Annotated in this window: 25 protein-coding genes; 10 read left to right on the top strand and 15 right to left on the bottom strand. The window is 65.1% G+C overall.

Going from position 1 to position 23213, the window contains the following annotated elements; translation table 11 throughout:
• Window positions 1–17 precede the first annotated feature (17 nt).
• The 6 genes from BLT75_RS18720 to BLT75_RS18695 all read left to right on the top strand — a co-directional run bounded on the left by BLT75_RS18720 (window position 18) and on the right by BLT75_RS18695 (window position 4142).
• Complete coding sequence (locus tag BLT75_RS18720) at window positions 18–953, top strand: aspartate carbamoyltransferase catalytic subunit (RefSeq protein WP_093035476.1); 936 nt, start codon at window positions 18–20, stop codon at window positions 951–953.
• Window positions 950–1474 (top strand): hypothetical protein, encoded by a 525-nt coding sequence (locus BLT75_RS18715; protein WP_093035473.1) that lies wholly within the window; start codon window positions 950–952, stop codon window positions 1472–1474. The genes BLT75_RS18720 and BLT75_RS18715 overlap by 4 nt, the downstream gene beginning before the upstream one ends.
• A 130-nt stretch (window positions 1475–1604) precedes the next feature.
• A complete protein-coding gene (locus BLT75_RS18710; RefSeq protein ID WP_093035470.1) occupies window positions 1605–1991 on the top strand; it encodes a hypothetical protein in 387 nt (128 codons plus the stop codon).
• Complete coding sequence (gene pyrC / locus BLT75_RS18705; protein ID WP_093035468.1) at window positions 1988–3268, top strand: dihydroorotase; 1281 nt, start codon at window positions 1988–1990, stop codon at window positions 3266–3268. Before BLT75_RS18710 ends, pyrC begins: the two co-directional genes overlap by 4 nt.
• Window positions 3268–3879 carry a glycerol-3-phosphate 1-O-acyltransferase PlsY gene (gene plsY, locus BLT75_RS18700; RefSeq protein WP_093035466.1) on the top strand — a complete coding sequence of 204 codons (612 nt, stop codon included), beginning with the start codon at window positions 3268–3270 and terminating at the stop codon, window positions 3877–3879. Before pyrC ends, plsY begins: the two co-directional genes overlap by 1 nt.
• Window positions 3876–4142, top strand: coding sequence for a hypothetical protein (locus BLT75_RS18695; protein ID WP_425441149.1), 267 nt, complete (start codon window positions 3876–3878; stop codon window positions 4140–4142). The genes plsY and BLT75_RS18695 overlap by 4 nt, the downstream gene beginning before the upstream one ends.
• A gap of 334 nt (window positions 4143–4476) precedes the next feature.
• On the opposite strand, the gene BLT75_RS18690 is transcribed toward BLT75_RS18695, so the two are convergent.
• The 3 genes from BLT75_RS18690 to BLT75_RS18680 form a co-directional block, all read right to left on the bottom strand.
• Entirely contained in the window at window positions 4477–5847 is a 1371-nt protein-coding gene (locus BLT75_RS18690) for a glutamate--cysteine ligase (protein WP_093035463.1), read from the bottom strand.
• A gap of 155 nt (window positions 5848–6002) precedes the next feature.
• On the bottom strand, window positions 6003–6530 hold the full coding sequence (locus tag BLT75_RS18685; protein WP_093035461.1) for a hypothetical protein: 528 nt from the start codon (window positions 6528–6530) through the stop codon (window positions 6003–6005).
• Window positions 6527–7252, bottom strand: a complete 726-nt coding sequence (locus BLT75_RS18680; protein WP_093035458.1) for a 16S rRNA (uracil(1498)-N(3))-methyltransferase — start codon at window positions 7250–7252, stop codon at window positions 6527–6529. Before BLT75_RS18680 ends, BLT75_RS18685 begins: the two co-directional genes overlap by 4 nt.
• A gap of 12 nt (window positions 7253–7264) precedes the next feature.
• Between BLT75_RS18680 and ubiA the strand changes: the two genes are divergently transcribed.
• From ubiA to BLT75_RS18665, 3 genes are all read left to right on the top strand, one after another.
• A complete protein-coding gene (ubiA, locus tag BLT75_RS18675) occupies window positions 7265–8227 on the top strand; it encodes a 4-hydroxybenzoate octaprenyltransferase (RefSeq protein WP_093035455.1) in 963 nt (320 codons plus the stop codon).
• Between the two features lie 62 nt (window positions 8228–8289).
• Entirely contained in the window at window positions 8290–10221 is a 1932-nt protein-coding gene (locus tag BLT75_RS18670) for an OmpA family protein (RefSeq protein ID WP_093035452.1), read from the top strand.
• Window positions 10222–10542 (top strand): hypothetical protein, encoded by a 321-nt coding sequence (locus BLT75_RS18665; RefSeq protein WP_093035449.1) that lies wholly within the window; start codon window positions 10222–10224, stop codon window positions 10540–10542.
• 178 nt (window positions 10543–10720) lie between these two features.
• On the opposite strand, the gene BLT75_RS18660 is transcribed toward BLT75_RS18665, so the two are convergent.
• From BLT75_RS18660 to BLT75_RS18610, 11 genes are all read right to left on the bottom strand, one after another.
• Window positions 10721–11164, bottom strand: coding sequence for a molybdenum cofactor biosynthesis protein MoaE (locus BLT75_RS18660; RefSeq protein WP_093035446.1), 444 nt, complete (start codon window positions 11162–11164; stop codon window positions 10721–10723).
• A gap of 5 nt (window positions 11165–11169) precedes the next feature.
• A complete protein-coding gene (gene moaD / locus BLT75_RS18655) occupies window positions 11170–11415 on the bottom strand; it encodes a molybdopterin converting factor subunit 1 (protein ID WP_093035443.1) in 246 nt (81 codons plus the stop codon).
• Window positions 11415–12086: a CDP-diacylglycerol--glycerol-3-phosphate 3-phosphatidyltransferase gene (gene pgsA, locus BLT75_RS18650; protein WP_093035438.1), complete on the bottom strand. Its 672-nt coding sequence runs from the start codon at window positions 12084–12086 to the stop codon at window positions 11415–11417. Before pgsA ends, moaD begins: the two co-directional genes overlap by 1 nt.
• A 57-nt stretch (window positions 12087–12143) precedes the next feature.
• Window positions 12144–13304: a serine hydrolase domain-containing protein gene (locus BLT75_RS18645; protein WP_093035435.1), complete on the bottom strand. Its 1161-nt coding sequence runs from the start codon at window positions 13302–13304 to the stop codon at window positions 12144–12146.
• A gap of 49 nt (window positions 13305–13353) precedes the next feature.
• The gene (gene uvrC / locus BLT75_RS18640) at window positions 13354–15225 is read right to left on the bottom strand and encodes an excinuclease ABC subunit UvrC (RefSeq protein WP_093035432.1); all 1872 of its coding nucleotides are present in this window, start codon (window positions 15223–15225) and stop codon (window positions 13354–13356) included.
• 290 nt (window positions 15226–15515) lie between these two features.
• Window positions 15516–16295, bottom strand: a complete 780-nt coding sequence (locus BLT75_RS18635) for an SDR family oxidoreductase (protein WP_093035429.1) — start codon at window positions 16293–16295, stop codon at window positions 15516–15518.
• Window positions 16296–16314: 19 nt separating this feature from the next.
• A complete protein-coding gene (locus BLT75_RS18630) occupies window positions 16315–17274 on the bottom strand; it encodes a calcium/sodium antiporter (protein ID WP_093035426.1) in 960 nt (319 codons plus the stop codon).
• Between the two features lie 168 nt (window positions 17275–17442).
• On the bottom strand, window positions 17443–18240 hold the full coding sequence (locus BLT75_RS18625; RefSeq protein WP_093035423.1) for a S49 family peptidase: 798 nt from the start codon (window positions 18238–18240) through the stop codon (window positions 17443–17445).
• Window positions 18241–18458: 218 nt separating this feature from the next.
• Window positions 18459–19220, bottom strand: coding sequence for an ABC transporter permease (locus tag BLT75_RS18620; RefSeq protein WP_093035420.1), 762 nt, complete (start codon window positions 19218–19220; stop codon window positions 18459–18461).
• Window positions 19217–20146 (bottom strand): ABC transporter ATP-binding protein, encoded by a 930-nt coding sequence (locus tag BLT75_RS18615; RefSeq protein WP_093035417.1) that lies wholly within the window; start codon window positions 20144–20146, stop codon window positions 19217–19219. Before BLT75_RS18615 ends, BLT75_RS18620 begins: the two co-directional genes overlap by 4 nt.
• Window positions 20147–20238: 92 nt before the next feature.
• Window positions 20239–20748, bottom strand: coding sequence for an SRPBCC family protein (locus BLT75_RS18610; protein ID WP_093035414.1), 510 nt, complete (start codon window positions 20746–20748; stop codon window positions 20239–20241).
• 157 nt (window positions 20749–20905) lie between these two features.
• Here BLT75_RS18610 and BLT75_RS18605 point away from each other — a divergent pair, with 157 nt between their 5' ends.
• On the top strand, window positions 20906–21886 hold the full coding sequence (locus tag BLT75_RS18605) for a DMT family transporter (RefSeq protein ID WP_093035411.1): 981 nt from the start codon (window positions 20906–20908) through the stop codon (window positions 21884–21886).
• On the opposite strand, the gene BLT75_RS18600 is transcribed toward BLT75_RS18605, so the two are convergent.
• Complete coding sequence (locus BLT75_RS18600) at window positions 21870–23159, bottom strand: TAXI family TRAP transporter solute-binding subunit (protein ID WP_093035408.1); 1290 nt, start codon at window positions 23157–23159, stop codon at window positions 21870–21872. The two genes, BLT75_RS18605 and BLT75_RS18600, sit on opposite strands and share 17 nt — an antisense overlap.
• Window positions 23160–23213 lie beyond the last annotated feature (54 nt).

Below are 23213 nucleotides of genomic sequence, written 5' to 3'. Positions count from 1 at the left end.
CCTGACCGGAGCCGCCCATGTCATTTGCCCACCGACACCTGCTTGGCATCGAACAGCTGTCTCCCGCCGATATCACCGCCATTCTGGACCTGGCCGAAACCTATGTGGACCTGAACCGGCAATCGGCCAAGCATTCCGACGTGCTGTCGGGGCTAACCCAGATCAACATGTTCTTCGAAAACTCCACCCGCACGCAGGCCAGTTTCGAACTGGCGGGCAAGCGGCTCGGCGCCGACGTGATGAACATGTCGATGCAGGCCAGTTCGATCAAGAAGGGCGAGACGCTGATCGACACGGCGATGACGCTGAACGCCATGCATCCCGACCTGCTGGTGGTGCGGCACCCGCATTCGGGCGCGGTGGACCTGCTGGCGCAAAAGGTCAATTGCGCGGTGCTGAACGCGGGCGACGGGCGGCACGAGCATCCGACCCAGGCTTTGCTCGACGCGCTGACGATCCGCCGCGCCAAGGGGCGGCTGCACCGGCTGAACATCGCCATCTGCGGTGACATCGCGCACAGCCGGGTGGCGCGTTCAAACTTGATTTTGCTGGGAAAAATGGAAAACCGCATTCGCCTGATCGGCCCGCCGACGCTGGTTCCCGGACAGTTCGCCGAGTTCGGCGCCGAGGTCTATGACGACATGCGCGAGGGCCTGAAAGACGTCGATGTGGTAATGATGCTGCGGCTTCAGAAAGAGCGGATGGATGGCGGTTTCATCCCGTCCGAACGCGAGTATTACCACCGCTACGGGCTCGACCGCGAGAAGCTGGGACTGGCCAAGGCGGATGCGATCGTGATGCATCCGGGGCCGATGAATCGGGGAGTCGAGATTGATGGGACCCTGGCGGATGACATCAACCGGTCGGTGATCCAGGAGCAGGTTGAGATGGGTGTCGCCGTGCGCATGGCGGCGATGGAGCTGTTGGCCCGCAACCTGCGCGGGGCGGCATGACCCGGCTGAGCGTCCCCCAGAACGAGCGCGGCCTGATCCGCCTTTACGCCCTGAACATGCGACCCGAGGAAGCGCGGTTCCTGCGTGAGCCGGGCGCGGTGGCGCAGCTTCTGGGTCTCGATGCGCTCGACATGGATCATGTCGAGGTCTTCCCGGTCTCCGATCTCGAAGAACTTGGTCTTTATGGTTATCTGACAGAGGGTTGCGGGATCTCCGAGGATCAGCTGGATCGAGCCGCGCTGGCCGCGCACAAGGGCTGGATGCTGCTGCTGCGCAGCCGCGCGTTCGGCGAAAAACCGGTTGAAACCGCCTTGCCGGACACGGTTGAGCGGGTGGGAGAATATCGTGAAGCGGGCACCGACTGGTCTGGATCGCCGATCGAGACCGCAAGCGCCCTACCCCATTCCGCGCCGCGCCTGTCGCCGCGCGAGGCGCGCCGCAAGGCGCGCAACATCGGGTTTTCGCTGTTCATCGTGGTGATGGCGCTGATCATCGGGGGGCTGACATGGCTGATCCTTTGACCTGCGGTGCACGGGCCGTTTTGACCGTTTTGCACCGGCCCCACGGGGCGAATGTGCCGTTTTGTACATTGGGAACTTTGCGAATTGTTAGGAGTTCCGGCCGCCTGACACCGCTCACCGGGAGGTGGGCATGACCGACACGACACATCGCTTTCCCGCCGACCGGCAGGCCTATATCCGCAACCACACCTGGATGGCGGCGATCGCCATGGCGGGTGCGATGGCGGTACTCTGGGCGATGGGCAACCCCTATGTCTGGACCGGCGCTCCAGCGGGGCTGGCGGCGATAGCGCTGCGCGGCTGGTACCTCGCGTCCGAGGAACTGGCGGTGGTCTGGGAAATCTCGGACGGCGTGCTGAGCGGCGCGGGGCGGCGGGTGCCGCTGAGCCAGATCGAGACCGTGCGCACCATGGGCAGCTATGTGCAGGTGATCACCAAGGGCGGTGACAAGCACCTGATCAAACACCAGGCGGACCCGGCCGCCACCAGGGCCGCCATCGAAAGGGCGATGACATGAGCAACATCCTTTTCACCAATGCCCGGCTGATCGACCCCGAGGCGGGCACCGTTGAGCGCGGCGCGCTACTGGTCGAGGGCGGGCGGATCGTGGCGCAAGGCCACGAGATCGGTGTCCCGGACCATGTCGAGGTGGTCGATTGCGGCGGCAAGTGCCTGGCCCCCGGTATCGCCGATATCGGCGTCAAGGTGGGCGAGCCGGGCGAGCGCCACAAGGAGAGCTATAAATCCGCAGGACAGGCGGCGGCGGCGGGCGGAGTGACCACCATCGTCACCCGACCCGACACCAACCCGGCCATCGACACGCCCGAAGCGCTGGAGTTTGTCACCCGCCGGGCGCAGGCCGACACGCCGGTCAACGTGCTGCCGATGGCGGCGCTGACCAAGGGGCGGCAGGGCCGCGAGATGACCGAGATCGGCTTTCTGCTGGATGCGGGCGCGGTGGCGTTTACCGATTGCGACCATGTGGTCGCCAATACCAAGGTGTTTTCCCGCGCGCTGACCTATGCCAAGTCCTGTGGCGCGCTGGTCATCGCGCATCCGCAGGAACCGGGGCTGAGCGAGGGGGCGGCGGCCACCAGCGGCAAGTTCGCGGCGCTCTATGGCCTGCCGGCCGTCTCACCCATGGCCGAACGGATGGGGCTGGACCGCGACATCGCGCTGTTGGAGATGACCGGGGCCAGGTACCACGCGGACCAGATCACCACCGCGCGCGCCCTGCCCGCGCTGGAACGCGCCAAACGCAACGGGCTGGACATCACCGCCGGAACCTCGATCCACCATCTGACGCTGAACGAACTGGATGTTTCGGGTTATCGCACCTTCTTCAAGGTCAAGCCGCCTTTGCGGTCTGAGGATGACCGGCAGGCGGTAATCGAAGCGGTACGCACGGGCCTGATCGACACGATCAGCTCCATGCACACGCCGCAGGACGAGGAAAGCAAGCGGCTGCCGTTCGAAGAGGCGGCAAGCGGTGCGGTGGCGCTGGAAACGCTGCTGCCGGCGGCGCTGCGGCTATACCATGCTGGGCAGCTGGACCTTCCCACCCTGTTCCGCGCCATGGCGCTGAACCCGGCGCGGCGGCTGGGGCTGGAGGCCGGGCGGCTGAGCGCGGGCGCGCCCGCCGATCTGGTGCTGTTCGACCCGGATGTGCCCTTTGTTCTGGACCGGTTCACGTTAAAGTCGAAATCGCAGAACACCCCGTTTGACGGCCAGAGGATGCAGGGTAGGGTGCTGGCGACCTATGTGGCCGGAAAGGCCGTTTACCGGAGACCGTGATGCCCGCATTCGATACACCGCTTATGCTGCTGATCCTCTGGGCCGTGATCGGCTACGGGCTGGGATCAGTCCCCTTTGGCCTGATCCTGACCCGCGCCATGGGCTTGGGCGATTTGCGCAAGATCGGATCGGGCAATATCGGGACCACCAATGTGCTGCGCACCGGCAACAAGGGGGCGGCGGCGCTGACCCTGCTGCTGGATGGCGGCAAGGGCGCTGTGGCGGTGCTGCTGGCGCGCACGCTTGCCGGCGAGGATGCGGCGCAGGTGGCTGCATTGGCCGCCTTCCTGGGCCATTGCTATCCCATCTGGCTGGGCTTCAAGGGTGGCAAGGGGGTTGCCACCTTTCTGGGCCTGTGGCTTGCGCTGGCCTGGCCTGTCGGGATCGCCTGCTGCCTGAGCTGGCTTGTGGGGGCGGCGGTGACACGCATCTCGTCCATGGGGGCGCTGGTGGCGGCGGCAAGCTCGACCTTCTGGGTCGTATTCCTGGGCCATGGCACCGGCTTTGTGCTGGGTATCGTGCTGACGCTGATGGTGTTCTGGCGCCACCGGGCCAATATCGCCCGGCTGAAGGCAGGAACCGAACCTAAAATCGGCCAGAAATCGGCGTGAGAGATCGGGCACTGGTGCGGCTGCGCGCCTGGCCACCGGGCACCACGATCGGCCGCTCTGGCGGGCGGCGCTACATGGTGTGCAAGTCCGTGTTCGCCGGGGGGCGGTCGGTCAAGCTGGTGGCGACCGAGTTGGGCGGCAGCGATTACATCAGCCTGAACCTCTATGATCTGACAGGCGGGGCACGGCTGGTTCCCTGCGAGATGCCGGTTGCGAGGGTCATTACCTTTCTGGCCGATCTGGAGAGGGAGAGCGCGGGCTGACCCGGTCCGCCAATCCCCCATTCCTGCACATCGCATCTGCTCAGGCGCAGGCTCAAGTCGAGTTGCTTTGAACGTGATCGGTGGGACCGCGCCAGACTCTGGGCGAGCGCACGCAATGCGCGCGCCCGAAGGAAGGGGCGGGCGGTGCCCGGCGCGCCGCCGGCCGAGACAGTTGATTGATGTCCGGACTGGGCTCCAGTCCGTCCTGCGCTGCGCTCCGGCTTGAATGACCGGAGTGGGCTGTCAAACCCACGCCCGATCGCTTTCCACCCGGTCCAACTTCAAACCAAACGAGCCAATCCGCATCATTCGCAGCGTAGGCGGGGCGTCCCGGTCAGTAGCTGAATTCCCGGTAAATCCGGGTCAGGTCTCCGTTCCAGTCGCCGTTATAGTGATCGAGCAGCTCGTCGGCGGGGGTCTTGCCCGACTCGACGCTGTCCTTGAGGGCGCTCAGGAAATGGGTCTCGTCAGGCACCAAGCCGCCGGCGCCGGGGCGGGCGCGGGATTTGAGCCCGGCCTCGGAGATCGCCAGCACCTCGCGCGCCAGCGCGTGCATGTCGACATCACCCGCCCGCGCCTGGAGGCCCTGGCGGCTGGCCTCGATGCGCAGGGTCTCGCGGGTCTCGGCATCCCAGCCCTTGACCAGGTCCCAGGCGGCATCGAGCGCCGACTGATCGTACATCAACCCGACCCAGAAAGCGGGCAGCGCGCAGAGCCGGCGCCACGGGCCGCCGTCGGCGCCGCGCATCTCGATGAATTTCTTGATCCGCGCCTCGGGGAAGAGCGTGGTCAGGTGGTCGGCCCAGTCGGAAAGCGTCGGCGTCTCGCCCGGCAGCGCGGGCAGTTCGCCCTTTAGGAAATCGCGGAAGGACTGGCCCAGCGCGTTGATGTATTTCCCATCTCGGTAGACGAAATACATCGGCACATCGAGCGCGTATTGCACCCATGCCTCGAACCCGAACCCGTCTTCGAACACGAAGGGCACCATGCCGGTGCGGTCGTCGTCGAGATGCCGCCAGACGCGGGCGCGCCAGCTCTTGTGGCCGTTGGGCTTTCCTTCGAGGAAGGGGGAATTGGCAAAGAGCGCGGTGGCGACCGGTTGCAGCGCGATGGCCACGCGCAGTTTCTGCACCATGTCCGCCTCGGAGGCGAAATCGAGGTTCACCTGCACGGTGCAGGTGCGCCGCATCATGGTGGTGCCGGATGTGCCCACCTTTTGCATGTAGCCGTCCATCAGCTTGTAACGGCCCTTGGGCATCAGCGGCATCTGGTCATGCGTCCAGATCGGCGCGGCGCCGAGGCCGATGAAGCCGACGCCGATCTTGTCGGCGATGTCCTTGACGTCGCGCAGGTGGTCGTTCACCTCGTCGCAGGTCTGGTGGATGGTTTCCACCGGCGCGCCGCTGAGTTCCAGCTGGCCGCCCGGCTCGAGGCTGACATTGGCGCCGTCCTTGGTCAGGCCGATGAGCTTGCCGCCCTCTTCCAGCGGCGCCCAGCCGTGCTGGTCGCGCAGGCCCTGAAGCACGGCGAGAATCGAGCGCTCGCCCTCGTAGGGGAGCGGTTTCAGCGTGTCCTTGCAGTAGCCGAATTTCTCGTGCTCGGTGCCGATGCGCCAATCTGCCTTCGGCTTGCAGCCCGAAGCAAGGTATTCGGCCAGCTGTTCGTGGCGTTCGATCGGTCCGCCGCCGGACTGGGGAATGGACATGGCTCGGGCTCCGTCTTGGCTGTGCTGCGTCCGCCGACAAGTGGCATATTTCACGCGGGTGTCAATGCATGGGCTGCAAGAAGCTCACGCGGATGTGTTGGCCGGTCGGATCCCGGTAGCTGCGAGCGCGAGGGCGCGATCGGTCGATTCGGCGGTCAGTGCAGCCATTGCGTGGGGGGGCGCGTAGGGGTGCGTTCCCAGATCACCACCGCGTGCCGGGGGGTGCCGTTCAGCTCGGCCAGCATGCGTTCCGTGCGCAAACCGGGCAGGCTGGCGAAGACGTCGAAGAGCGCCTCGGCGCCCTCGGCGTTGACCGGGATCAGCAGCGGCGGCTGGCCGGGGCGATCGAGCACCCAATGGGCGGGCTCAAGGGCGGGGTCGAGGGTGAGCCGTTCGATATCAGCGGCGGCGACCGAGCCGCCGGTGAGCGGACCCATATAGGTGATCTCGCCCTCGTCCAGCGTGACCACGCCGGGTCCGCCGGACCCGGTGCGGAAGCGGCCGCGCTGGAGGCCGACCACGGTGAGTGCCGTACCGGCCAGCAGCGTAGGCCAGCCAACCCAGCCCAAGAGACCACCCGGACCGGTGATCCAGCTGAGGCCCACCAGCACTATGGCGAGCCCCGCCAGCACCTCGCGCCAGCGCCAGAGCGCGGCGCGCGCCTCGGGTCGGATGAAGCTCATGACCAGTCCCCCAGTGCCTGCTGCCAGAGGGTCAGCGCGGCCACGGCGGCAGTGTCGGCGCGCAGGATGCGAGGGCCGAGGCTGACGACATGGGCCTGCTCCATCGCGTGCAGACGTTTGCGTTCGGTCTCGGAAAAGCCGCCCTCGGGGCCGATCAGGATGGCCCAGGGTTTGCCCCGGCCGCCGGTGGCAAGGCGCAGGGCGGACCCAGCCTCGGCCTCGTCGCAGAACATCAGTTGCCGGTCGGCGGGCCAGGTGTCGAGCAGGCGGGAGAGTTTCTGAAGGTCCGCTACCTCGGGCACGAAGGTGCCGCCGCATTGTTCCGCCGCCTCGACCGCATGGGCCTGCAGCCGGTCCTGGCGGATGCGTTCGGAATTGGTGAAATCGGTCTGCACCGGCAGGATGCGCGCGGCGCCCATCTCGGCCGCCTTCTCGACGATGAAATCGGTGCGCGCCTTCTTGATCGGGGCAAACAGCAGCCAGAGATCGGGCGGCATCTGCAGCGGTCTGGTCTGCGTCTCGCAGACCAGCGTGCCGCCGCGCTTGCCGGCCTCGGTCACATGCGCGCACCATTCGCCGTCGCGCCCGTTGAACAGCGCCACGGGCGCGCCCGCATCAAGCCGCATCACCCCGAAAAGGTAATGCGCCTGCTCGCGCGACACCGCGACCGGTTGCCCCGGGGCCAGCGGGTGATCTACATACAGCCTGATCTTTGCACTCATGAAAGACTACATATGCAAGGCCAAGCCCCAACGCCAGATGGTCAGGTTGCCGATGCGGTGACCGGCAACTGGGTCGACCTGTACGCCCCGGCCTGGTCGCGGCCCTATTTGCGGCTGAGCCGCGCCGACCGACCGATCGGCACCTGGCTGTTGCTGCTGCCGTGCTGGTGGGGGCTGATGCTGGCGATGCTCGACGGGCAGGACGCGCGCTGGGGCGATCTGTGGATCGCCGCAGGCTGCGGCATCGGCGCGTTCCTGATGCGGGGGGCGGGCTGCACCTGGAACGACATCACCGACCGCGACTTCGACGGCCGGGTGGAACGCACCCGCTCGCGCCCGATCCCGTCGGGGCAGGTGAGCGTGCGGATGGCGGTGGCCTGGATGGTGGTGCAGGCGCTGCTGGCGCTGCTGATCCTGCTGACGTTCAACCGGGCCGCCATCGCGCTGGGCGTGCTGTCGCTGTTGCCGGTGGCGGTCTATCCCTTTGCCAAACGGTTCACCTGGTGGCCGCAGGTGTTCCTGGGGCTGGCGTTCAACTGGGGGGCGCTGCTGGCCTGGACGGCGCATTCGGGGTCGCTGGGCTGGGGCGCGGTGTTCCTGTACCTCGCCGGCATCTGCTGGACGCTGTTCTACGACACGATCTATGCCCACCAGGACACCGAGGACGACGCGCTGATCGGGGTAAAATCAACCGCCCGGCTGTTCGGGGACCAGACCCCGCGCTGGATGATGTATTTCCTGGCCGGGACCGTCAGCCTGATGGGGGTGGCGGTGATCGAGGCGGCGCTGCCCGATGCCTCGATTCTGGCGCTGGTGCTGGCGCTGGCGGGGCCCTGGGCGATGGGCTGGCACATGGCGTGGCAGTTGCGCGGGCTGGACCTGAACGACAATGGCAAGCTGTTGCAGCTGTTCCGGGCCAACCGCGACACCGGCCTTATTCCGCTCATCTTCTTCGGCGCCGCCCTGTTCGCGTGATTGCGCCCGGCGGCGGTGGCCGTTAAGAAACCTGTCAACGACCGGAGAGACACGACCTGCCCATGCGACTTCCCCTGACCCTCGTGGTCGCGCTGACCTTTGTCCTCGCCGCGGCCCTGTGCGGCGTAGCGGCCAGTTTCGCGGTGACCGCGATGGAGGAAAACTCGGAAATCGCCGTGCGCCGGGCACTGGACCTGAATGGCCATGACTGGGCCGAGGTCGAGGCGGACGGGTTGCAGGTGAAACTGACCGGCATGGCCCCGGACGAGGCGACGCGGTTCAACGCGCTGTCGGTCGTGGGGGGCGAGGTGGATCCCTCGCGGGTGATCGACCGGATGCAGATCCGGCCCTCGGCCGGGCTGGCGCCGCCGCATTTCTCGATCGAGATCCTGCGTAACGACAGCGGCATATCGGTGATCGGGCTGGTGCCGGCCAAAATGGACCGGCAGGCGCTGATCGCCTCGCTGGGCCGGCTGGCCCAGAACGAAAACGTGACCGACCTGCTGGAAACCGCCAGCTATCCGGTGCCGGAAGGATGGAACGATGCGCTGGGGTTCGGCGTCAAGGCGCTGGACATGCTGCCCCGCTCGAAGATTTCCGTGAGCGCGGGGCGGGTGACGGTCAAGGCGATCTCGGACAGCGGCGCCGACAAGAAACGGCTGGAAGACGCGTTGACGCGGGCGGCGCCGCCCTCGATCCGGATCGGGCTTGATATCGCCGCGCCGCGCCCGGTGATCACGCCCTTTACCTTGCGGTTCCTGATCGACGAGGAAGGCGCGCGGTTCGACGCCTGCACGGCAGAGACGGCGACCTCGCGCGCGCGCATCCTGGCGGCGGCGAAATCCGCGGGCGCGAAAGGCAGCCCCGGCTGCATCATCGGCATGGGCGTGCCCTCGCCCCGCTGGGCGCGGGCGGCCGAGTTGAGCATCGGGGCGGTGGCGCAACTGGGCGCGGGCTCGGTGACCATCGCGGATGCCGACATTACCCTGATCGCCGCCGAGGGCACCGACCAGGCGCTGTTCGACCGGGTGGTCGGCGAGTTGCAGACCGAATTGCCCGACGTCTTTGCCCTGCACGCGGTGCTGCCGGTGCCGGAGAAGACCACGACCGCGGGGCCTCCCGAGTTCACCGCGACGCTGAGCCCCGAGGGACAGGTTCAGCTGCGCGGCCGGCTGGGCAGCGAGGACATGCGCTACATGGTCGACAGTTTCGCCAAGGCGGCCTTTGGCTCGGCCTCGGTCTATACCGCGACCCGGATCGTGCCGGAACTGCCCGCCGACTGGCCCTTACGGGTAATGGCGGGCATCGAGGCGCTGGCGACGCTGAAAAACGGAGCGCTGGTGGTGACACCCGACAACCTGCGGCTGCGTGGCACCAGCCACGACGAGGAGGCCGCCGCCAGCATCGCCCGCCACCTGGCCGAGAAACTGGGGGAATCGCAGAGCTTCGAGCTGGACATCGCTTATGAGGAGCCCCCGCAGACCGAGGATGCGGCGCCCGACCCCGACCTGTGCGAGGCACAGCTGGTCGAGATCCAGAAGGCCGAGAAGATCAATTTCGAGCCCGGTTCGGCGACCATCATGGCAAGCTCGGCCGGGATCATGGACCGGATCGCGGAACTGTTGCAGAACTGCGGGCCGCTGCGGCTGGAAATCCAGGGCCATACCGACAGCCAGGGCCGCGAGGAAATGAACAAGCAACTGAGCCAGGCGCGCGCCCAGTCGGTTCTGAACGAACTCAGGGCGCGGCGGGTGCTGACCTCGACCTATTCGGCGGTCGGCTATGGCGAGAGCCAGCCGATCGCCGACAACGAGACCGAGGAAGGGCGCGAGGCAAACCGGCGGATCGAATTCCACCTTATCCGGCCCGAGTTGCTGGATGAGGAAACGACTGCGCTGGAAGAGATCGAGGCGACGAGCACGGACAGCGCCACGGATGCAGATGCAGATTCCGGTGCAGTGGGGGCGTCCGAAGCCGCCGGGGAGGATCAGTAAATGAACAGAACCGAATTCATCATCACCACCGCCATCATCCTGTTCGTCGCCTTTGCCATGGGCTGGTTCGCCAACTGGCTGGTCCACCGCTTTACCCGGGTACGCCAGAGCGACGTGGCCGATCTGGACCGGATGAGCCAGGAGTTGCATGAAGCGGAGGAAGCCCGTGACCAGGCGATCACCTACCTGCAGCAGCGCGAAGCGGAGCTGACCAACCAGCTGACCCAGACCGAGGCCGAACTTGCCGCCGCAATGGACGGGCTTCGCGCTGCCCGGCAGGAAGCGGAAGAGTTGCGTCAGCACATGACCGTGCAGCGCTGAGCCAAGCCGAACCGTTTCGTACAAACCGCGCGTCGCCGCGACATTGGCAATGCTGTTTGTTTCAGGAACTTCCGAACAGCTCTGTTCCAGCGGCGCAATTTCCTTGTCGGCCTCCGGCAAAGCAGCCTGGACGGCAGGAAAATGAAATCTTCGAGGGTCAATGCGGACCCCGTGCACCCTACCAACGGGTCAGTGCCGCTTCATCCTCGTCCCGGGCAGCGACCCAGTCGGCGCCATCACGGGTGATTTCCTTCTTCCAGAACGGGGCGCGGGATTTGAGGTAATCCATCAGGAATTCGGCGGCTTCGAACGCATCCTTTCGATGCGGCGCCGCCGTCGCGACCATCATGATCCGGTCGCCGGGGGCAAGGCGGCCGTACCGGTGTATAACCAGCACATCGCCCAGCGACCAGCGCTCTTTCGCCTCGGCCGCGATCTTGCCCAGCGCCTTTTCGGTCATCCCCGGATAATGCTCGATCTCCATCACGTCGAGATCGCCGCGCGCAAGGTCGCGCACCACGCCGGTAAAAGTGACGATGGCGCCCATGCCTGTATCCGCCTCGGCAAAGGCATTGGCCTCGGCGCCCAGATCGAAAGGTTCCTGCTGGACCACCACGCGCATCGGGATCAGCCCCCGGTCATCGGCGGAAAGAAGGCCACCTCGCGCACGCCGGACAAGGGCGCGTCGAAATCGGCCAGTTCCTGGTCGAGCGCCACCCGCAGGGCGGAAAGATCGGCGAATGCAGCCTCGTAGCGCGGCTCGCGTCCGCGCAGTTCCTCGACCAGTTGGGCCACGGTCTCGGCCCCGGTCTCGACCCGCTCGCGCGGCAGGCCGATCCGTTCACGGACCCAGGCGAAATAGAGTATATCCATCAGCGCGTCTCCCTCAGGTGCGGCATGGCCTTACGTAAGTAGTCGTAGCCCGTGATCAATGTCAGCGCAGCCGCGATCCACAAGAGCCACAGGCCAACACGCCCCGACCAGACCATGCCTTCGAGTTTCCAGCGCAGCCCGCGCAGGTCCGCGACCTCGCCCGCCAGTATCTGATCGACCATCGCCTGATCCATGCCAAAGGACGACATCACCAGATAGTGTTCGAAGATGCCCTGGCTGAACAGCACCGCGATAGCGATCATCTGAGCCGTGGTCTTCCACTTGGCCAGCTTGGTGACCTTCAGCGTCCCGGCCACATCGCCCAGGTATTCGCGCAGGCCGGACACGAACACCTCGCGGAACAGGATCACCGTGGCCGGCAGAACCAGCCAGGGCGTCCAGTGTTCGGTGGAATAGCCAACAAGGATCATCAGGGCGATCACCACCATCGCCTTGTCGGCGATCGGGTCCAGCATCGCGCCCATCTTGGTTTCCTGTTTCCAGGTGCGGGCCAGATAGCCGTCGAACCAGTCGGTCACCGCCGCCGACACGAACAACAACAGCGCGAACCAGTCGGCATAGGGCCGAGTGAAATACAGAAACATCACGGCCAGACCGGGCGCGGCCAGCAAGCGCAGCAGGGTCAAAATATTGGGCAGGTTCCACTTCATGGCACGGGTTTATCCTGCTCCGGGCGTCTGGAAAAGAGGCCAGTCGCGCCGCATTGCTCAGATCGCCGCGCGCAGGGCTTCTATCAGCCTGTATCGCAGACCGAAGGCGTGTTCGCTGGCGGCCTCCGCCTCGGACGACATCCAGGCGACGACCAGTTCGCGCGCCGGATCGGCAAAGACGTACTGGCCATGGATGCCCATTCCGTGGATCAGCGGCGCGTCGCCCGGATGAACGTACCATTTCGCCCGGTAGACCATGTCGTACCCGGTAAACCGGTCCGCAAAATCGCCGGTGGCCCAGGCATCGCGATCGCCCGCCGTTGCGATATCCTGCAACCAGCCGGCGGGGATCACCTGTCGCCCGTCCTCGCGCGCGCCGCCCTGGCAGATCAGCTGCCCCACTCGTGCCAGGTCGCGGGCGGTGACGCACATGCCGCCCGCCGCGCGCGCCCCGCCGATTCGGTCCACGGTGATATAGCCCGCCTTTTCGGCACCCATCGGCTGCCACAGATGCTCGGACATCAGGTCGGAATAGCGCCGCCCTGCTGCCCGCTCGATCACCCAGGCCAGAAGGTCGGTCACCGGCGAGACATAATGGAACCGCCCGCCGTGCGGGCCATCGCCTTTGGTCAACATCAACTGAAAACTGCGCAGGTCGGGCACACTGTCGCCCGGCTCGACCACGTTCCAGTTGGCCGCCTTGCGATAGGCGATGATCGGACCCGAGGTAGCGGTGTAGTCCTCGGAAAACTCCACGCCCACCCGCATGTCCAGCGCCTGCCGCACCGTTGCACCTGCGTAGGCTGTGGGCGCCAGTTCCGGAATGTAGTCGGTAAGACCGGCCTCAAGGTCCAGCAGCCCCTTGCCCGCGAGGATGCCGGCCAGCAGGCCCAGCATGGATTTCGACACCGACATAAGAATATGGGGGTCGTCGGCCACCATGCCGTTGCGATAGACCTCGTGCGCCACCCGCCCCTTGTGCAACACCACCAGTGCATCGGTGAGGGTGGGGGCGAGGATGTCGTCGATGACCGCCTCGGACAGCAACGGGGCGCAATGCTCCAGTGCCCAGACGTCAGCCGGCGCGTTGGCAATCTCGGCCGAAGGCACAATTTCGCGCACATGGTGAAACGCCCAGGACGAATAGGGCTGCGTACGCCAGTTGGCCAAGGTCGCTTGGTCGGCCGTAGCCGGTGGAAATCCCTGCATGAGTTTCATCTGCTCTCCTCCTTGCCCGAGCCAACCCCAGGCAGAGAGGAAAGGCAAGTCAGCTTTCGTGGAAGAAATCGTAGATTTTCTGCGCCAGCCCTTCGGATACGCCTTCGACGGCCGTCAGGTCGGCCAGATTGGCGCGGCTCACCGCCTTGGCGCTGCCGAAATGCGCCAGCAGCGCGCGTTTGCGTGCGGCGCCGACACCGGGAACGTCGTCGAGCGGGGTAGCGCCCACCGCCTTTGCCCGCTTGGCGCGATGGGTGCCGATGGCAAAACGGTGCGCCTCGTCCCGGAGCCGCTGGATGAAATAGAGTACCGGGTCATTGCGTTTCAGGGCAAAGGGGTGCTGGCCGATGCGGTGGAACTCTTCCTTGCCGTGATCGCGGTCGATGCCCTTGGCCACGCCGACCATCGGAATATCCTCGACCCCGTACGCCTGCATGATCTCGTGCACGGCGCTGACCTGCCCTGCCCCGCCATCGATCAGCAGCAGATCGGGCCACAATCCCTTGTCGCGGTCGGGGTCCTCTTTCAACAGGCGGGTGAACCGGCGGGTCAGCACCTCTTTCATCATGCCGAAATCGTCGCCGGGGGTCAGCTCGTCGCCGCGGATGTTGAACTTGCGGTATTGATTCTTCATGAACCCGTCCGGCCCCGCCACGATCATTCCGCCCACGGCATTGGTGCCCTGGATATGGCTGTTGTCATAGACCTCGATCCGCTGTGGCGGACCGTCGAGGTCAAACGCCTCGGCCAGACCGCGCAACAGCTTTGTCTGGGTGGCGCTTTCCGACATCCGGCGGGCCAGCGACTCGCGCGCGTTGCGCAACGCGCCCGAGACCAGCTCGGCCTTTTCTCCGCGCTGGGGCACCAGCAGTTCGACCCGGCGCCCGGCCTTCTCGCTCAGCGCCTCCGTCATCAGGTCGGCATTCTCGATCGCGTCCGAGAGGATCAGCTGACGCGGCGGTTCCTTGTTGTCGTAGAACTGGCCCAGGAACGCCTCCATCACCTCGGCCGCCGATACATCCTCGGCTACGCGGGGGTAGAAATCGCGGTTGCCCCAGTTCTGGTTGGCGCGGATGAAGAACACCTGAACGCAGGCTTGACCGCTTTCCATATGCAAAGCCACCACATCCGCCTCGGCAACGCCGCGCGGGTTGATCCCCTGGCTGCCCTGCACCATCGTCAGTGCCCGGATCCGGTCGCGCAGCGCGGCGGCGCGCTCGAATTCCATCGCCTCTGACGCCGCCATCATCTGTTCGGCCAACTCCTCCTGCACACGGGTCGAGCGGCCCGACAGGAAGCGTTCGGCATCCTTGACGCTGCCGGCATAATCCGCCTCGGAGATCAGCCCGACACATGGCCCGGAACAGCGCTTGATCTGGTAGAGCAGGCAGGGCCGGGTACGGCTTTCGAACACTGCATCCGTGCAGTTGCGCAGCAGGAACGCCTTTTGCAACTGGTTCAGGGTGCGGTTGACCGCGCCAGCGCTGGCGAAGGGCCCGAAATAGGTACCTTTTTCCTTCTTCGCGCCCCGGTGTTTCTTGATCTGCGGAAACGGATGGTCCTTGGCCACAAGGATGTTGGGAAAGCTTTTGTCATCGCGGAGCAGCACGTTGTACTTGGGCTTGAGCTGCTTGATCAGATTCTGCTCCAGGAGCAGCGCCTCGGTCTCGGTGCGGGTGGTCAGAAACATCATCGAGGCGGTCTCGCGGATCATCCGCTCGATCCTCGGGCTGTGGCCCGGCCGGGCATAGTTCGACACCCGCGCCTTGAGATTGCGGGCCTTGCCCACGTAGAGCACCCTCGCCTGCGCATCGAGCATCCGGTAAACCCCCGGTGCCCCGCTCAGCGTGCGCAGATACCCTTGGATACAGGCATATCCGGTGACAGGAGCGTCGGGAATGTTTGGGGTCAGGCCAGCCATGGTACCGAGATATGATTCTTCACCCTTGGCTGCAATCTTCCGACCGCCGGATCAAGAGGAAACAAATCCACGACTTCTGTGGATAACTCTGCCGATAAGTTCCAGACGGGCGGGATTCTCCCTTGAAACTTCGGGCTTTTCCCGATTTGCCTAAAAAATAGGCTCCCACATAAGTCTCTGATTTTTATTAATTAAAAAATGGGTTGTATACAAGTGCATGAAATATAAGACAATTCTGTAACGCTTTCGAAACGAAATCCGGCGCGGTGCAAAACTTGACCAGCCGATACTTATTCAACCCCCAGCACGTCGGGTGTTTTCCACCCCAGGTGCTGCCCTCCATCGACGCAAAGCAACTGCCCGGTCACCCCTGGGGCATCGAGGAAATATCCCAAAGCGGCGGTGATATCGTGCGGATTTGCGCCCCGTCCGGAAATGGTGTTGGCCCGCTGCGCGGCAAAGTGCTCGTGCGACTGGCGGTGGCCCTTCAGCGTCGGTCCGGGCCCGATCGCGTTGACCCGGATCGCGGGTGTCAACGCCTGGGCGCTGGTGCGGGTCAATGCCCAGAGACCCGCCTTGGCCAGCGTGTAGGTCATGAATTCGGGCGTCAGCTTGCGCACACGCATGTCGATCATGTTGACGATGAGACCTGTCGCAAGCGGTTCGCCATTCTCGTCCCTGGCGGCCTCCAGACCCTGCGCTGCCATGGCCTGGGTCAGCACGAAAGGCGCACGCAGGTTGCTTTCCATATGCCGGTCCCAGCTTTGCCGGGTGGCGCTGGACAGGTTGTCGTATTCAAAGATCGAAGCGTTGTTCACAAGGCAGGTGATCGGGCCGCCCAGCGCCTGGTTCGCGCACGGCAAGAGCGCCTGTACCTGTGCCTCGTCCAGCAGGTCGGCCTGAAGGGCCTCGGACGTGCGGCCCATTGCCCGGATCTGTGCGACCACGTCCCGTGCGGCCCCACCCGAAGTGGCATAGTGCACGGCAACGTCATACCCGCGTCCGGCGAGGTAAAGAGCCATCGCCTTGCCCAGTCTTTGTCCGGCTCCGGTAACCAATGCACGCGCCATAGGCTGTCCTACCTGTCTTCTAACCCAGAACGATCACCACATAGAAGAGGTACAGCCCCGTCAGGGCCGAGCCCCAGTACCGGTTGATGTCCATCTTGAGGAACACGAAGGGGATCAGCAGCAAGGAGGCGGCCAGCATCACCCACAGATCGAACACCAGAAAGGCGGGATCGACCGGGATCGGGCCGAACAGGGTTGCAATGCCGATGATCGCCAGCAGATTGAACATGTTCGACCCGATGACATTGCCCAGCGCCACGTCGGCCTGGCGGCGCAGCGCGGCCATCACCGTGGTCGCCAGTTCCGGCAACGAGGTTCCAACCGCCACCAGCGTCAGGCCGATCACCGTCTCGGTGACCCCATAGGTGCGCGCGATGATCGAGGCATTGTCGACCAGCAGATGCGCCCCCATCGGCAGGCCCACAAGGCCCAGCACCAGAAACATGCCGATCCGCCACCAGGGCATGTCGGGATCGGCTTCTTCCAGGTCTTCCAGAAGGTCATCCGTACTGGAGTCATTGCAGCCCTTGCGATGGGCATGGGCCTCGCGGAACGCGTTGGCCAGCATCAGCGCCAGACCCGTCAGCAGGATCAGACCGCTGATCACCGTGAATGTGCCCCAGAAAGCCAGGCCGATGAACAGGACCGACGCCAGCAGCATCAGCACGTAGTTCCGCCGTGTGTTGCATTCGCTGGTGTGTATCGTCGCCAGCAGCGCAGGCAAGCCAAGAACCAGCAGGATGTTGGCGGTGTTCGACCCCACGACATTGCCCAGCGCGATGCCGGGCGCATTCTCCTGCACCGCCTTGATCGAGATCAGCAGTTCCGGAGCCGAGGTGCCGAAGGCCACGATCGTCAGGCTGACGATCAGCGCCGGCACCCCCAGCCGCAGGCTGAGGTTCACCGCGCCGCGCACCAGCGCATCGCCAGCGAGAAGCAGGATCAGCAGGCCCAGGCCCGAAAGGGTCCACGCCATCATCCCCGGCCTCCATGTCCGCAGGCGCAGGGACCCTTGCCGATCCTGTAACGCCCACAGCGCGGACATCTGGCCGAACTCAGCCGTTTTGCACCGGGGAATCGCAGCCGGCCGAATATGGCAAGCACCGCGATGGCGACAAGAAAAAGAGTGACGATCTTTACCAGCATGTCAGAGTCCGAACCGCGCGAATGCGGTCCGCTCCTCGATGCCGCCCAGCACATCCTCGGCCAGAGACAGGCCGAAGCGCAACCAGAACGGCCGGGGCAGCCCGTAGCGGCGGAACCTCACCTTGTCGCCGAACCGTTCCTTCATCCTGGGTTTCAGATGGCCCAGGCCGTCGATCAGTCCCAGGTCGCGCGCCCGCGCGCCCAGCCAGATCTCGCCGGTAAAGAGGTCCTCGGACAGATCCAGACGTGTCCCGCGCCGCGTCTTCACATGGTCGATGAAATTCTTGTGTATATCGCCGAGCAGCCCCTTGAGCCGGGCGATATCCTCGTCCTTTTCCGGGCTGAACGGGTCCAGCATCGACTTCGACTTGCCGGCCGTGTGCACCCGCCGCTCGATCCCTTGCCGCGCAAGGAACACATGCGCGCCGAAGCCGGCCGAAATCACCCCGATCGAACCAAGGATGGAACTGTCGTCAGCCCATATCTCGTCGGCGGCGCAGGCCAGCCAGTAGCCGCCAGAAGCCGCCACATCCTCGACAAAGGCGTAGACCGGCACGTCCAGCTCGTCCGCAAGCCGGCGGATGCGCGCGCCGATCAGCGCGCTTTGCACCGGCGAGCCGCCGGGCGAATTGATCTCCAACGCGACGGCGGCCGGCTTGCCCTTGCGAAAGGCGCGCTCCAGCACGGGGGCCAGCGAGGTATCATTGAGCGACCCGCGCCCGGTGATGCCGATAGCGCCGGACAGGCGGACCACGGCCACCAGCGGCGGCTTTTTCAGAAAAGGCAGGGCGAGTGTCATGGCAGCCGATGTAGAGCGCCACCGCGCGACAAACAAGACGCAGGCGGGAACAGAAACGCCACGGACACAAATTTCCCACACCGGACGGCATCGCGACGGCTGAGCGGGATATCGCGCCGTGCGCGATGCCTTCGGCGAGAGTATTTTCGACCAGAAAGAAGCAGGCGGCCGCATCCGGTGGAGGGGAGTGGGTGCAGCGGGCGTCAGGCGGGAGCGGTTCAGTTGCGGATCCGCCAGCCGGTGCGGAAGATCCAGCCGATCACCGCCAGGCACAGGCCGGTAAAGGCGGCGATGGCCAGGAGGCTGAGCGCGATCGGGACATCCGCCAGCCCGTAGAACGACCATCGGAAGCCGGAGATCAGGTAGACCACGGGATTGAACAGCGTCACCGTCTGCCAGACCGGCGGCAGCATCGAGATGCTGTAGAACGTGCCGCCCAGGAAGATCAGCGGGGTCACCACCAGCTGCGGCACCAGCGACATCTGTTCGAAATTGCTGGCCCAGATGCCGATGATGAAGCCCAGCAGCGAGAAACTCAGACAGGTCAGGACCAGGAAGGCCGCCATGGCGAAAGGATGTTGGATGCGCAGCTCGACGAAGAAACTGGCGGTCACCAGGATCACCACGCCCACAAACAGCGCCTTGGTCGCCGCCGCGCCGACATAACCCACTACGATCTCAATGAAATTCACCGGCGCCGAGAGCAGTTCATAGATCGTACCCAGGAATTTCGGGAAATAGATGCCGAAGGAGGCATTCGAGATCGCCAGCATCACAACGGACAGCATGACCAGCCCCGGCACGATGAAGGCGCCATAGCTGACGCCCTCGATCTCCTGGATACGGCTGCCGATGGCGGTACCGAAGACCACAAAATAGAGCGAGGTGCTGAGCACCGGCGAGAAGAAGCTCTGCGCCAGAGTGCGAAAGAACCGCGCCATCTCGAACCGGTAGATGGCGGCAATGGCGGCCCAGTTCATGGTGTTTCTCCCTTGACCAGGGTGACGAATATCTCTTCCAGGCTCGATTGCCGGGTCGCCACGTCGCGCAGCACCAGCCCGGCCTCGGCCACATCGTTCAAGAGCTTGGTGATGCCGGTGCGGTCGGCGTGGGTGTCATAGGTGTAAAGCAGTTCGTCACCCGCGCCGTTCAGCTCCAGATTGTGGCGGGCCAATGCCGGGGGAATGACCGTGATCGGGCGCGACAGCATCACCGACAGGTGTTTCTTGCCCATGCGCGCCATCAGGTTGGCCTTGTCCTCGACCAGCAAGAGCTCGCCCTTGTTGATCACGCCTATCCGGTCGGCGATGGCCTCGGCCTCTTCGATGTAATGGGTGGTCAGGATGATGGTGACGCCTGCGGCCTTCAGCTCGGCCACGATGTCCCACATGTCCTTGCGCAGTTCCACGTCGACGCCTGCGGTGGGTTCGTCCAGGAACAGCACGCGCGGGTCATGCGCCAGCGCCTTGGCGATCAGCACCCGGCGCTTCATGCCGCCCGACAGTTCCTTGATCGCATTGCGGCGCTTGTCCCAGAGCGACAGTTTGCGCAGCACCTCCTCGATCCGGCCGTCATCGGCGCGCTTGCCGAACAGCCCGCGCGAGAAACGGACGGTGTTCATCACCTTTTCAAAGGGTTCCAGCGCGATCTCTTGCGGCACCAGCCCGATCATCCGGCGGGCGGCGCGAAAATCGGCCTGGATGTCGTGGCCGCCCACGGTAACGCTGCCCGAGGTCGGCGTGGTGATGCCGCAGACGGTCGAGATCAGCGTGGTCTTGCCCGCCCCGTTGGGGCCGAGCAGCGCCAGGATCTCGCCTTCGCGGATATCGAGCGACACGCCCTTCAGCGCCTCGAACCCGTCGGCATAGGATTTTCGCAGATCCCGGATCGAAAGTATGGTGTTCATGCGCCTGACCCCGTTCTTGCGGCGAACCTACAAGCTGGATGCGGGCAGGAACAGGCCGAATGTTACAAGGGTCCGTGCGCTGGCGCGTCCCGTCAGTCGCGGCCGGTGAGCCGGCCCAACCAGCCTTTCTTTTCCTCCGGCGCGGCCTCGTCCTCGGCCGGCGGGGCGAATTGTGCCTGAAGGCTGTCGAAGAACTGGTCGGCCATCTTCCTGGCGAAACCGTCGATCAGCCGGCTGCCCAGCTGCGCGAGCTTGCCGCCCACCTTCGCCTCGACATCATAGCTCAGCAGCGTGCCGCCGCTTTCGGAAGGCGCAAGGCGCACGCGAGCGCCGCCCTTGGCGAACCCTGCGGCCCCCCCCTTGCCCTCGCCCGTGATGGTGAGGCTCTCGCCCGTCACCATGTCCGACATGGTGACCACGCCCTTGAAGGTCGCCTTGACCGGCCCGACCTTCTGCACGACGGTCGCGGTATAGCCTTCCTCGGGGTTGCCCGTCACTTCCTGGGCACCGGGCACGCAGGCCCGCAACACCACAGGGTCAAGCAGCGCAGCGTAGACGGCAGCCGGCTCCGCCGCGATCTCGCGGGTGTCGCTCATCTGCATCGGGCGGTCTCCTTGTCGAACGGGTCACACTACTCCAGACCTAGTCGCACCGCGCCGCGCAGGCAACATGCCCTGTGATCGAATTTCGCAATTGCGCGCCCGCGGTCCCGTGATACCCCTGAGGCGGGCTACTGGCAGAAACAGGCGAGACCGCGGGATGAGCGAGGCAAGGACAGGCATGGGGACGGCAGGAATCCTGTACATCCTTGCGGGGATGACGGCGATCTCGGTCAACGACATGCTGATCAAGCAACTGTCCGGGAACTACCCTCTGCATCAGATCGTCTTTGTCCGCTCGGGCGTGGGGATCCTGTTCTCGCTGATTCTGGTGCAGGCCGAGGGGGGCTTGTCGATCCTGAAAACCCGTCAACCCTTCCTCCACCTGCTGCGCGGGCTTCTGGTGGTGGTGTCCAACATGACCTATTTCGTGGCGCTCGCGGTGATGCCGCTGGCCGACGCCACGGCGCTGTTCTTTGCCGCGCCGCTCTTCATCACGCTCCTGTCGATCCCGGTCCTGGGCGAGCGTGTGGGACCGATGCGGATGGGGGCGGTGGTTGTCGGGTTCGGCGGCGTGATCCTGATGCAGCGCCCTTGGGAGGGGGCAGGGTCGCTCGAGGTCAGCCGTCTTGTCCTGCTGCTGCCGGTGATCTCGGCGCTGACCTATGCGCTGTTGCAGCTGATGACGCGCAAGCTGGGCGCGACAACCCGCGCCTCGGTGCTCGCGGTCTATATCCAGGCGATGTTCATCCTGGTCTCGGCGCTGTTCTTCATCGTCGCGGGCGACGGGCGCTATACCGATGGAGTAACGGACGCCAGCCTGATCTTCCTGCTGCGCGCCTGGGTCTGGCCGAGCGAAGGCGACTGGTTCTACCTGATCGGACTGGGGCTGAACTCGGCGGTGATCGGCTATTGCCTCGCCCAGGCCTACCGGCTGGCCGATGCCGCCACGGTGGCGCCGTTCGAATACATCGGACTGCCGCTGGCCGTTCTCTGGGGCTGGCTGATCTGGAGCGACCTGCCGGACTGGGAGGTCTGGGCCGGCATGGCGCTGATCGCGGGGGCCGGCCTGTTCGTGTTCTTCCGCGAACGGACCAAGGCGCGCGTGATTGCCCGGGCCGAAGTCAAGGCGCGGTACTAACGCTTTCCGAGTTCACGCGGTCGCCCCTGATCTCGCTCAGCCGTTTCTGTACCAGCTCCAGATGCAGGCGCGCGTCATACTGGCTTTGCCGATATGCGGTGGGCAGGCGCATGGCCGCCAGCCGTTCCTCGACCTCGGCCAGCCGCGCCCGCATCGCCGAGAGCCCCTCGGGCGTGGGATCGTTCGAAAGCTCGTCCTCGATGCGCCGGATCTCGGGATAATAGCGCCAGACCCGCCAGCGCATCACATAGGCATAGGCCGCCGGTATCAGCCGCAACAGCGGCACCACGATGAAGAAGAACGGCAGAACAAGAAGAAGCACCCGGTTGATCTGTGCCGCCACCCAGTAGGGCAACCAGTCATGCCAGGTCGATGGCCCTTCCAGGATCAGCTGGCGGGCGGTGTTGTTGACCGCCAGCCCAGTCCCTTCGATCGAGGGGAACCGACCCGGATCGGTAATGATGCCCCGGCCGCCGTGCAGCTCGATCGCGGCCATCGCCAACCGGTTGACCAGTGCCGGGTGCAATTCGTCCTGCACCGCCAGCCGGGCCTCCAGCGCGACCAGCGTGCGCGCCACCGGCGGCAGAACCGGCGCCAGCGACATGCCGCCCGCGGGCACCGTCACCACTTCGGCATATTCCATCCGGCGCGAGATCGCCTCGACATGATCCAGCGGCAGCACCCCCAGCGACAGGTGGCCATAAGCCTCGATCAAATAGGGCGCGTCGACCGGAGCCACGAAAATGGCGATGTCGATCTCGTTGCGCAGAACCGCACCGGCGGCTTCCGAATAGGGAATCTGTATATGGGTGTTCGCATCGTGGCGCAGACCGACCGCCGCTTCGAAATCGCGAAACGCGGCCTCGGTCCCGGATCCGGGCATACCGCTTGCGATCCGCAGCCCGGACCAGTTGGCCGGATTGCGCGGGATCGGCGCATCGCGCCGGATCAGAAACACCACTGGTTCATAGAAAATCGTGCCGACCGCCTCGACCGTGTCGCTGGGCACAGCAATGCCACCCTGCAAAAGCGCGGCGTCAACCTTGCCCTCGGCGATCAGCCGGGCGTTTTCGGCAGAACCGGCGGTATAGGCGATCTCCAGATGTATGCCGTCCCGCGCCAGCACCTCTTTGTATTTCCCGGCGATTTGCGCATAGGCGCCAATTTCGGGCCCGGCGGCCATCACGATCCGGTCGGTGGGATGCAGATGCGCAAAGATCGCCCATAAAATCGCGACGACAACCGCACAACATATCAGTAGCCAGGCGCGCATCGCTTCCCCAACAGCATGACACAATCCGGCACGACGCTATTGGCCCGGACCGGG

This window comes from Ruegeria marina, assembly GCF_900101475.1.
Taxonomy (GTDB): Bacteria; Pseudomonadota; Alphaproteobacteria; order Rhodobacterales; family Rhodobacteraceae; genus Ruegeria_B; species Ruegeria_B marina.
The sequence above is the reverse complement of the archived record's forward strand: the minus strand, read 5'-3'. Positions and strand labels throughout refer to the sequence as shown.

What these genes read in the sequence shown, in the direction of transcription:
- BLT75_RS18610 (WP_093035414.1), bottom strand. Translation starts at nt 20,748, where the DNA reads ATGCAGATGAGCGACACCCGCGAGATCGCGGCGGAGCCGGCTGCCGTC.
- BLT75_RS18645 (WP_093035435.1), bottom strand. Translation starts at nt 13,304, where the DNA reads ATGAAACTCATGCAGGGATTTCCACCGGCTACGGCCGACCAAGCGACC.
- BLT75_RS18625 (WP_093035423.1), bottom strand. Translation starts at nt 18,240, where the DNA reads ATGACACTCGCCCTGCCTTTTCTGAAAAAGCCGCCGCTGGTGGCCGTG.
- plsY (WP_093035466.1), top strand. Translation starts at nt 3,268, where the DNA reads ATGCCCGCATTCGATACACCGCTTATGCTGCTGATCCTCTGGGCCGTG.
- pgsA (WP_093035438.1), bottom strand. Translation starts at nt 12,086, where the DNA reads ATGAAGTGGAACCTGCCCAATATTTTGACCCTGCTGCGCTTGCTGGCC.
- uvrC (WP_093035432.1), bottom strand. Translation starts at nt 15,225, where the DNA reads ATGGCTGGCCTGACCCCAAACATTCCCGACGCTCCTGTCACCGGATAT.
- pyrC (WP_093035468.1), top strand. Translation starts at nt 1,988, where the DNA reads ATGAGCAACATCCTTTTCACCAATGCCCGGCTGATCGACCCCGAGGCG.
- BLT75_RS18720 (WP_093035476.1), top strand. Translation starts at nt 18, where the DNA reads ATGTCATTTGCCCACCGACACCTGCTTGGCATCGAACAGCTGTCTCCC.
- BLT75_RS18620 (WP_093035420.1), bottom strand. Translation starts at nt 19,220, where the DNA reads ATGAACTGGGCCGCCATTGCCGCCATCTACCGGTTCGAGATGGCGCGG.
- BLT75_RS18660 (WP_093035446.1), bottom strand. Translation starts at nt 11,164, where the DNA reads ATGCGCGTGGTGGTCCAGCAGGAACCTTTCGATCTGGGCGCCGAGGCC.
- BLT75_RS18670 (WP_093035452.1), top strand. Translation starts at nt 8,290, where the DNA reads ATGCGACTTCCCCTGACCCTCGTGGTCGCGCTGACCTTTGTCCTCGCC.
- BLT75_RS18605 (WP_093035411.1), top strand. Translation starts at nt 20,906, where the DNA reads ATGAGCGAGGCAAGGACAGGCATGGGGACGGCAGGAATCCTGTACATC.
- BLT75_RS18690 (WP_093035463.1), bottom strand. Translation starts at nt 5,847, where the DNA reads ATGTCCATTCCCCAGTCCGGCGGCGGACCGATCGAACGCCACGAACAG.
- BLT75_RS18710 (WP_093035470.1), top strand. Translation starts at nt 1,605, where the DNA reads ATGACCGACACGACACATCGCTTTCCCGCCGACCGGCAGGCCTATATC.
- BLT75_RS18630 (WP_093035426.1), bottom strand. Translation starts at nt 17,274, where the DNA reads ATGATGGCGTGGACCCTTTCGGGCCTGGGCCTGCTGATCCTGCTTCTC.
- moaD (WP_093035443.1), bottom strand. Translation starts at nt 11,415, where the DNA reads ATGGATATACTCTATTTCGCCTGGGTCCGTGAACGGATCGGCCTGCCG.
- BLT75_RS18615 (WP_093035417.1), bottom strand. Translation starts at nt 20,146, where the DNA reads ATGAACACCATACTTTCGATCCGGGATCTGCGAAAATCCTATGCCGAC.
- BLT75_RS18680 (WP_093035458.1), bottom strand. Translation starts at nt 7,252, where the DNA reads ATGAGTGCAAAGATCAGGCTGTATGTAGATCACCCGCTGGCCCCGGGG.
- BLT75_RS18685 (WP_093035461.1), bottom strand. Translation starts at nt 6,530, where the DNA reads ATGAGCTTCATCCGACCCGAGGCGCGCGCCGCGCTCTGGCGCTGGCGC.
- BLT75_RS18715 (WP_093035473.1), top strand. Translation starts at nt 950, where the DNA reads ATGACCCGGCTGAGCGTCCCCCAGAACGAGCGCGGCCTGATCCGCCTT.
- ubiA (WP_093035455.1), top strand. Translation starts at nt 7,265, where the DNA reads ATGCAAGGCCAAGCCCCAACGCCAGATGGTCAGGTTGCCGATGCGGTG.
- BLT75_RS18600 (WP_093035408.1), bottom strand. Translation starts at nt 23,159, where the DNA reads ATGCGCGCCTGGCTACTGATATGTTGTGCGGTTGTCGTCGCGATTTTA.
- BLT75_RS18635 (WP_093035429.1), bottom strand. Translation starts at nt 16,295, where the DNA reads ATGGCGCGTGCATTGGTTACCGGAGCCGGACAAAGACTGGGCAAGGCG.
- BLT75_RS18665 (WP_093035449.1), top strand. Translation starts at nt 10,222, where the DNA reads ATGAACAGAACCGAATTCATCATCACCACCGCCATCATCCTGTTCGTC.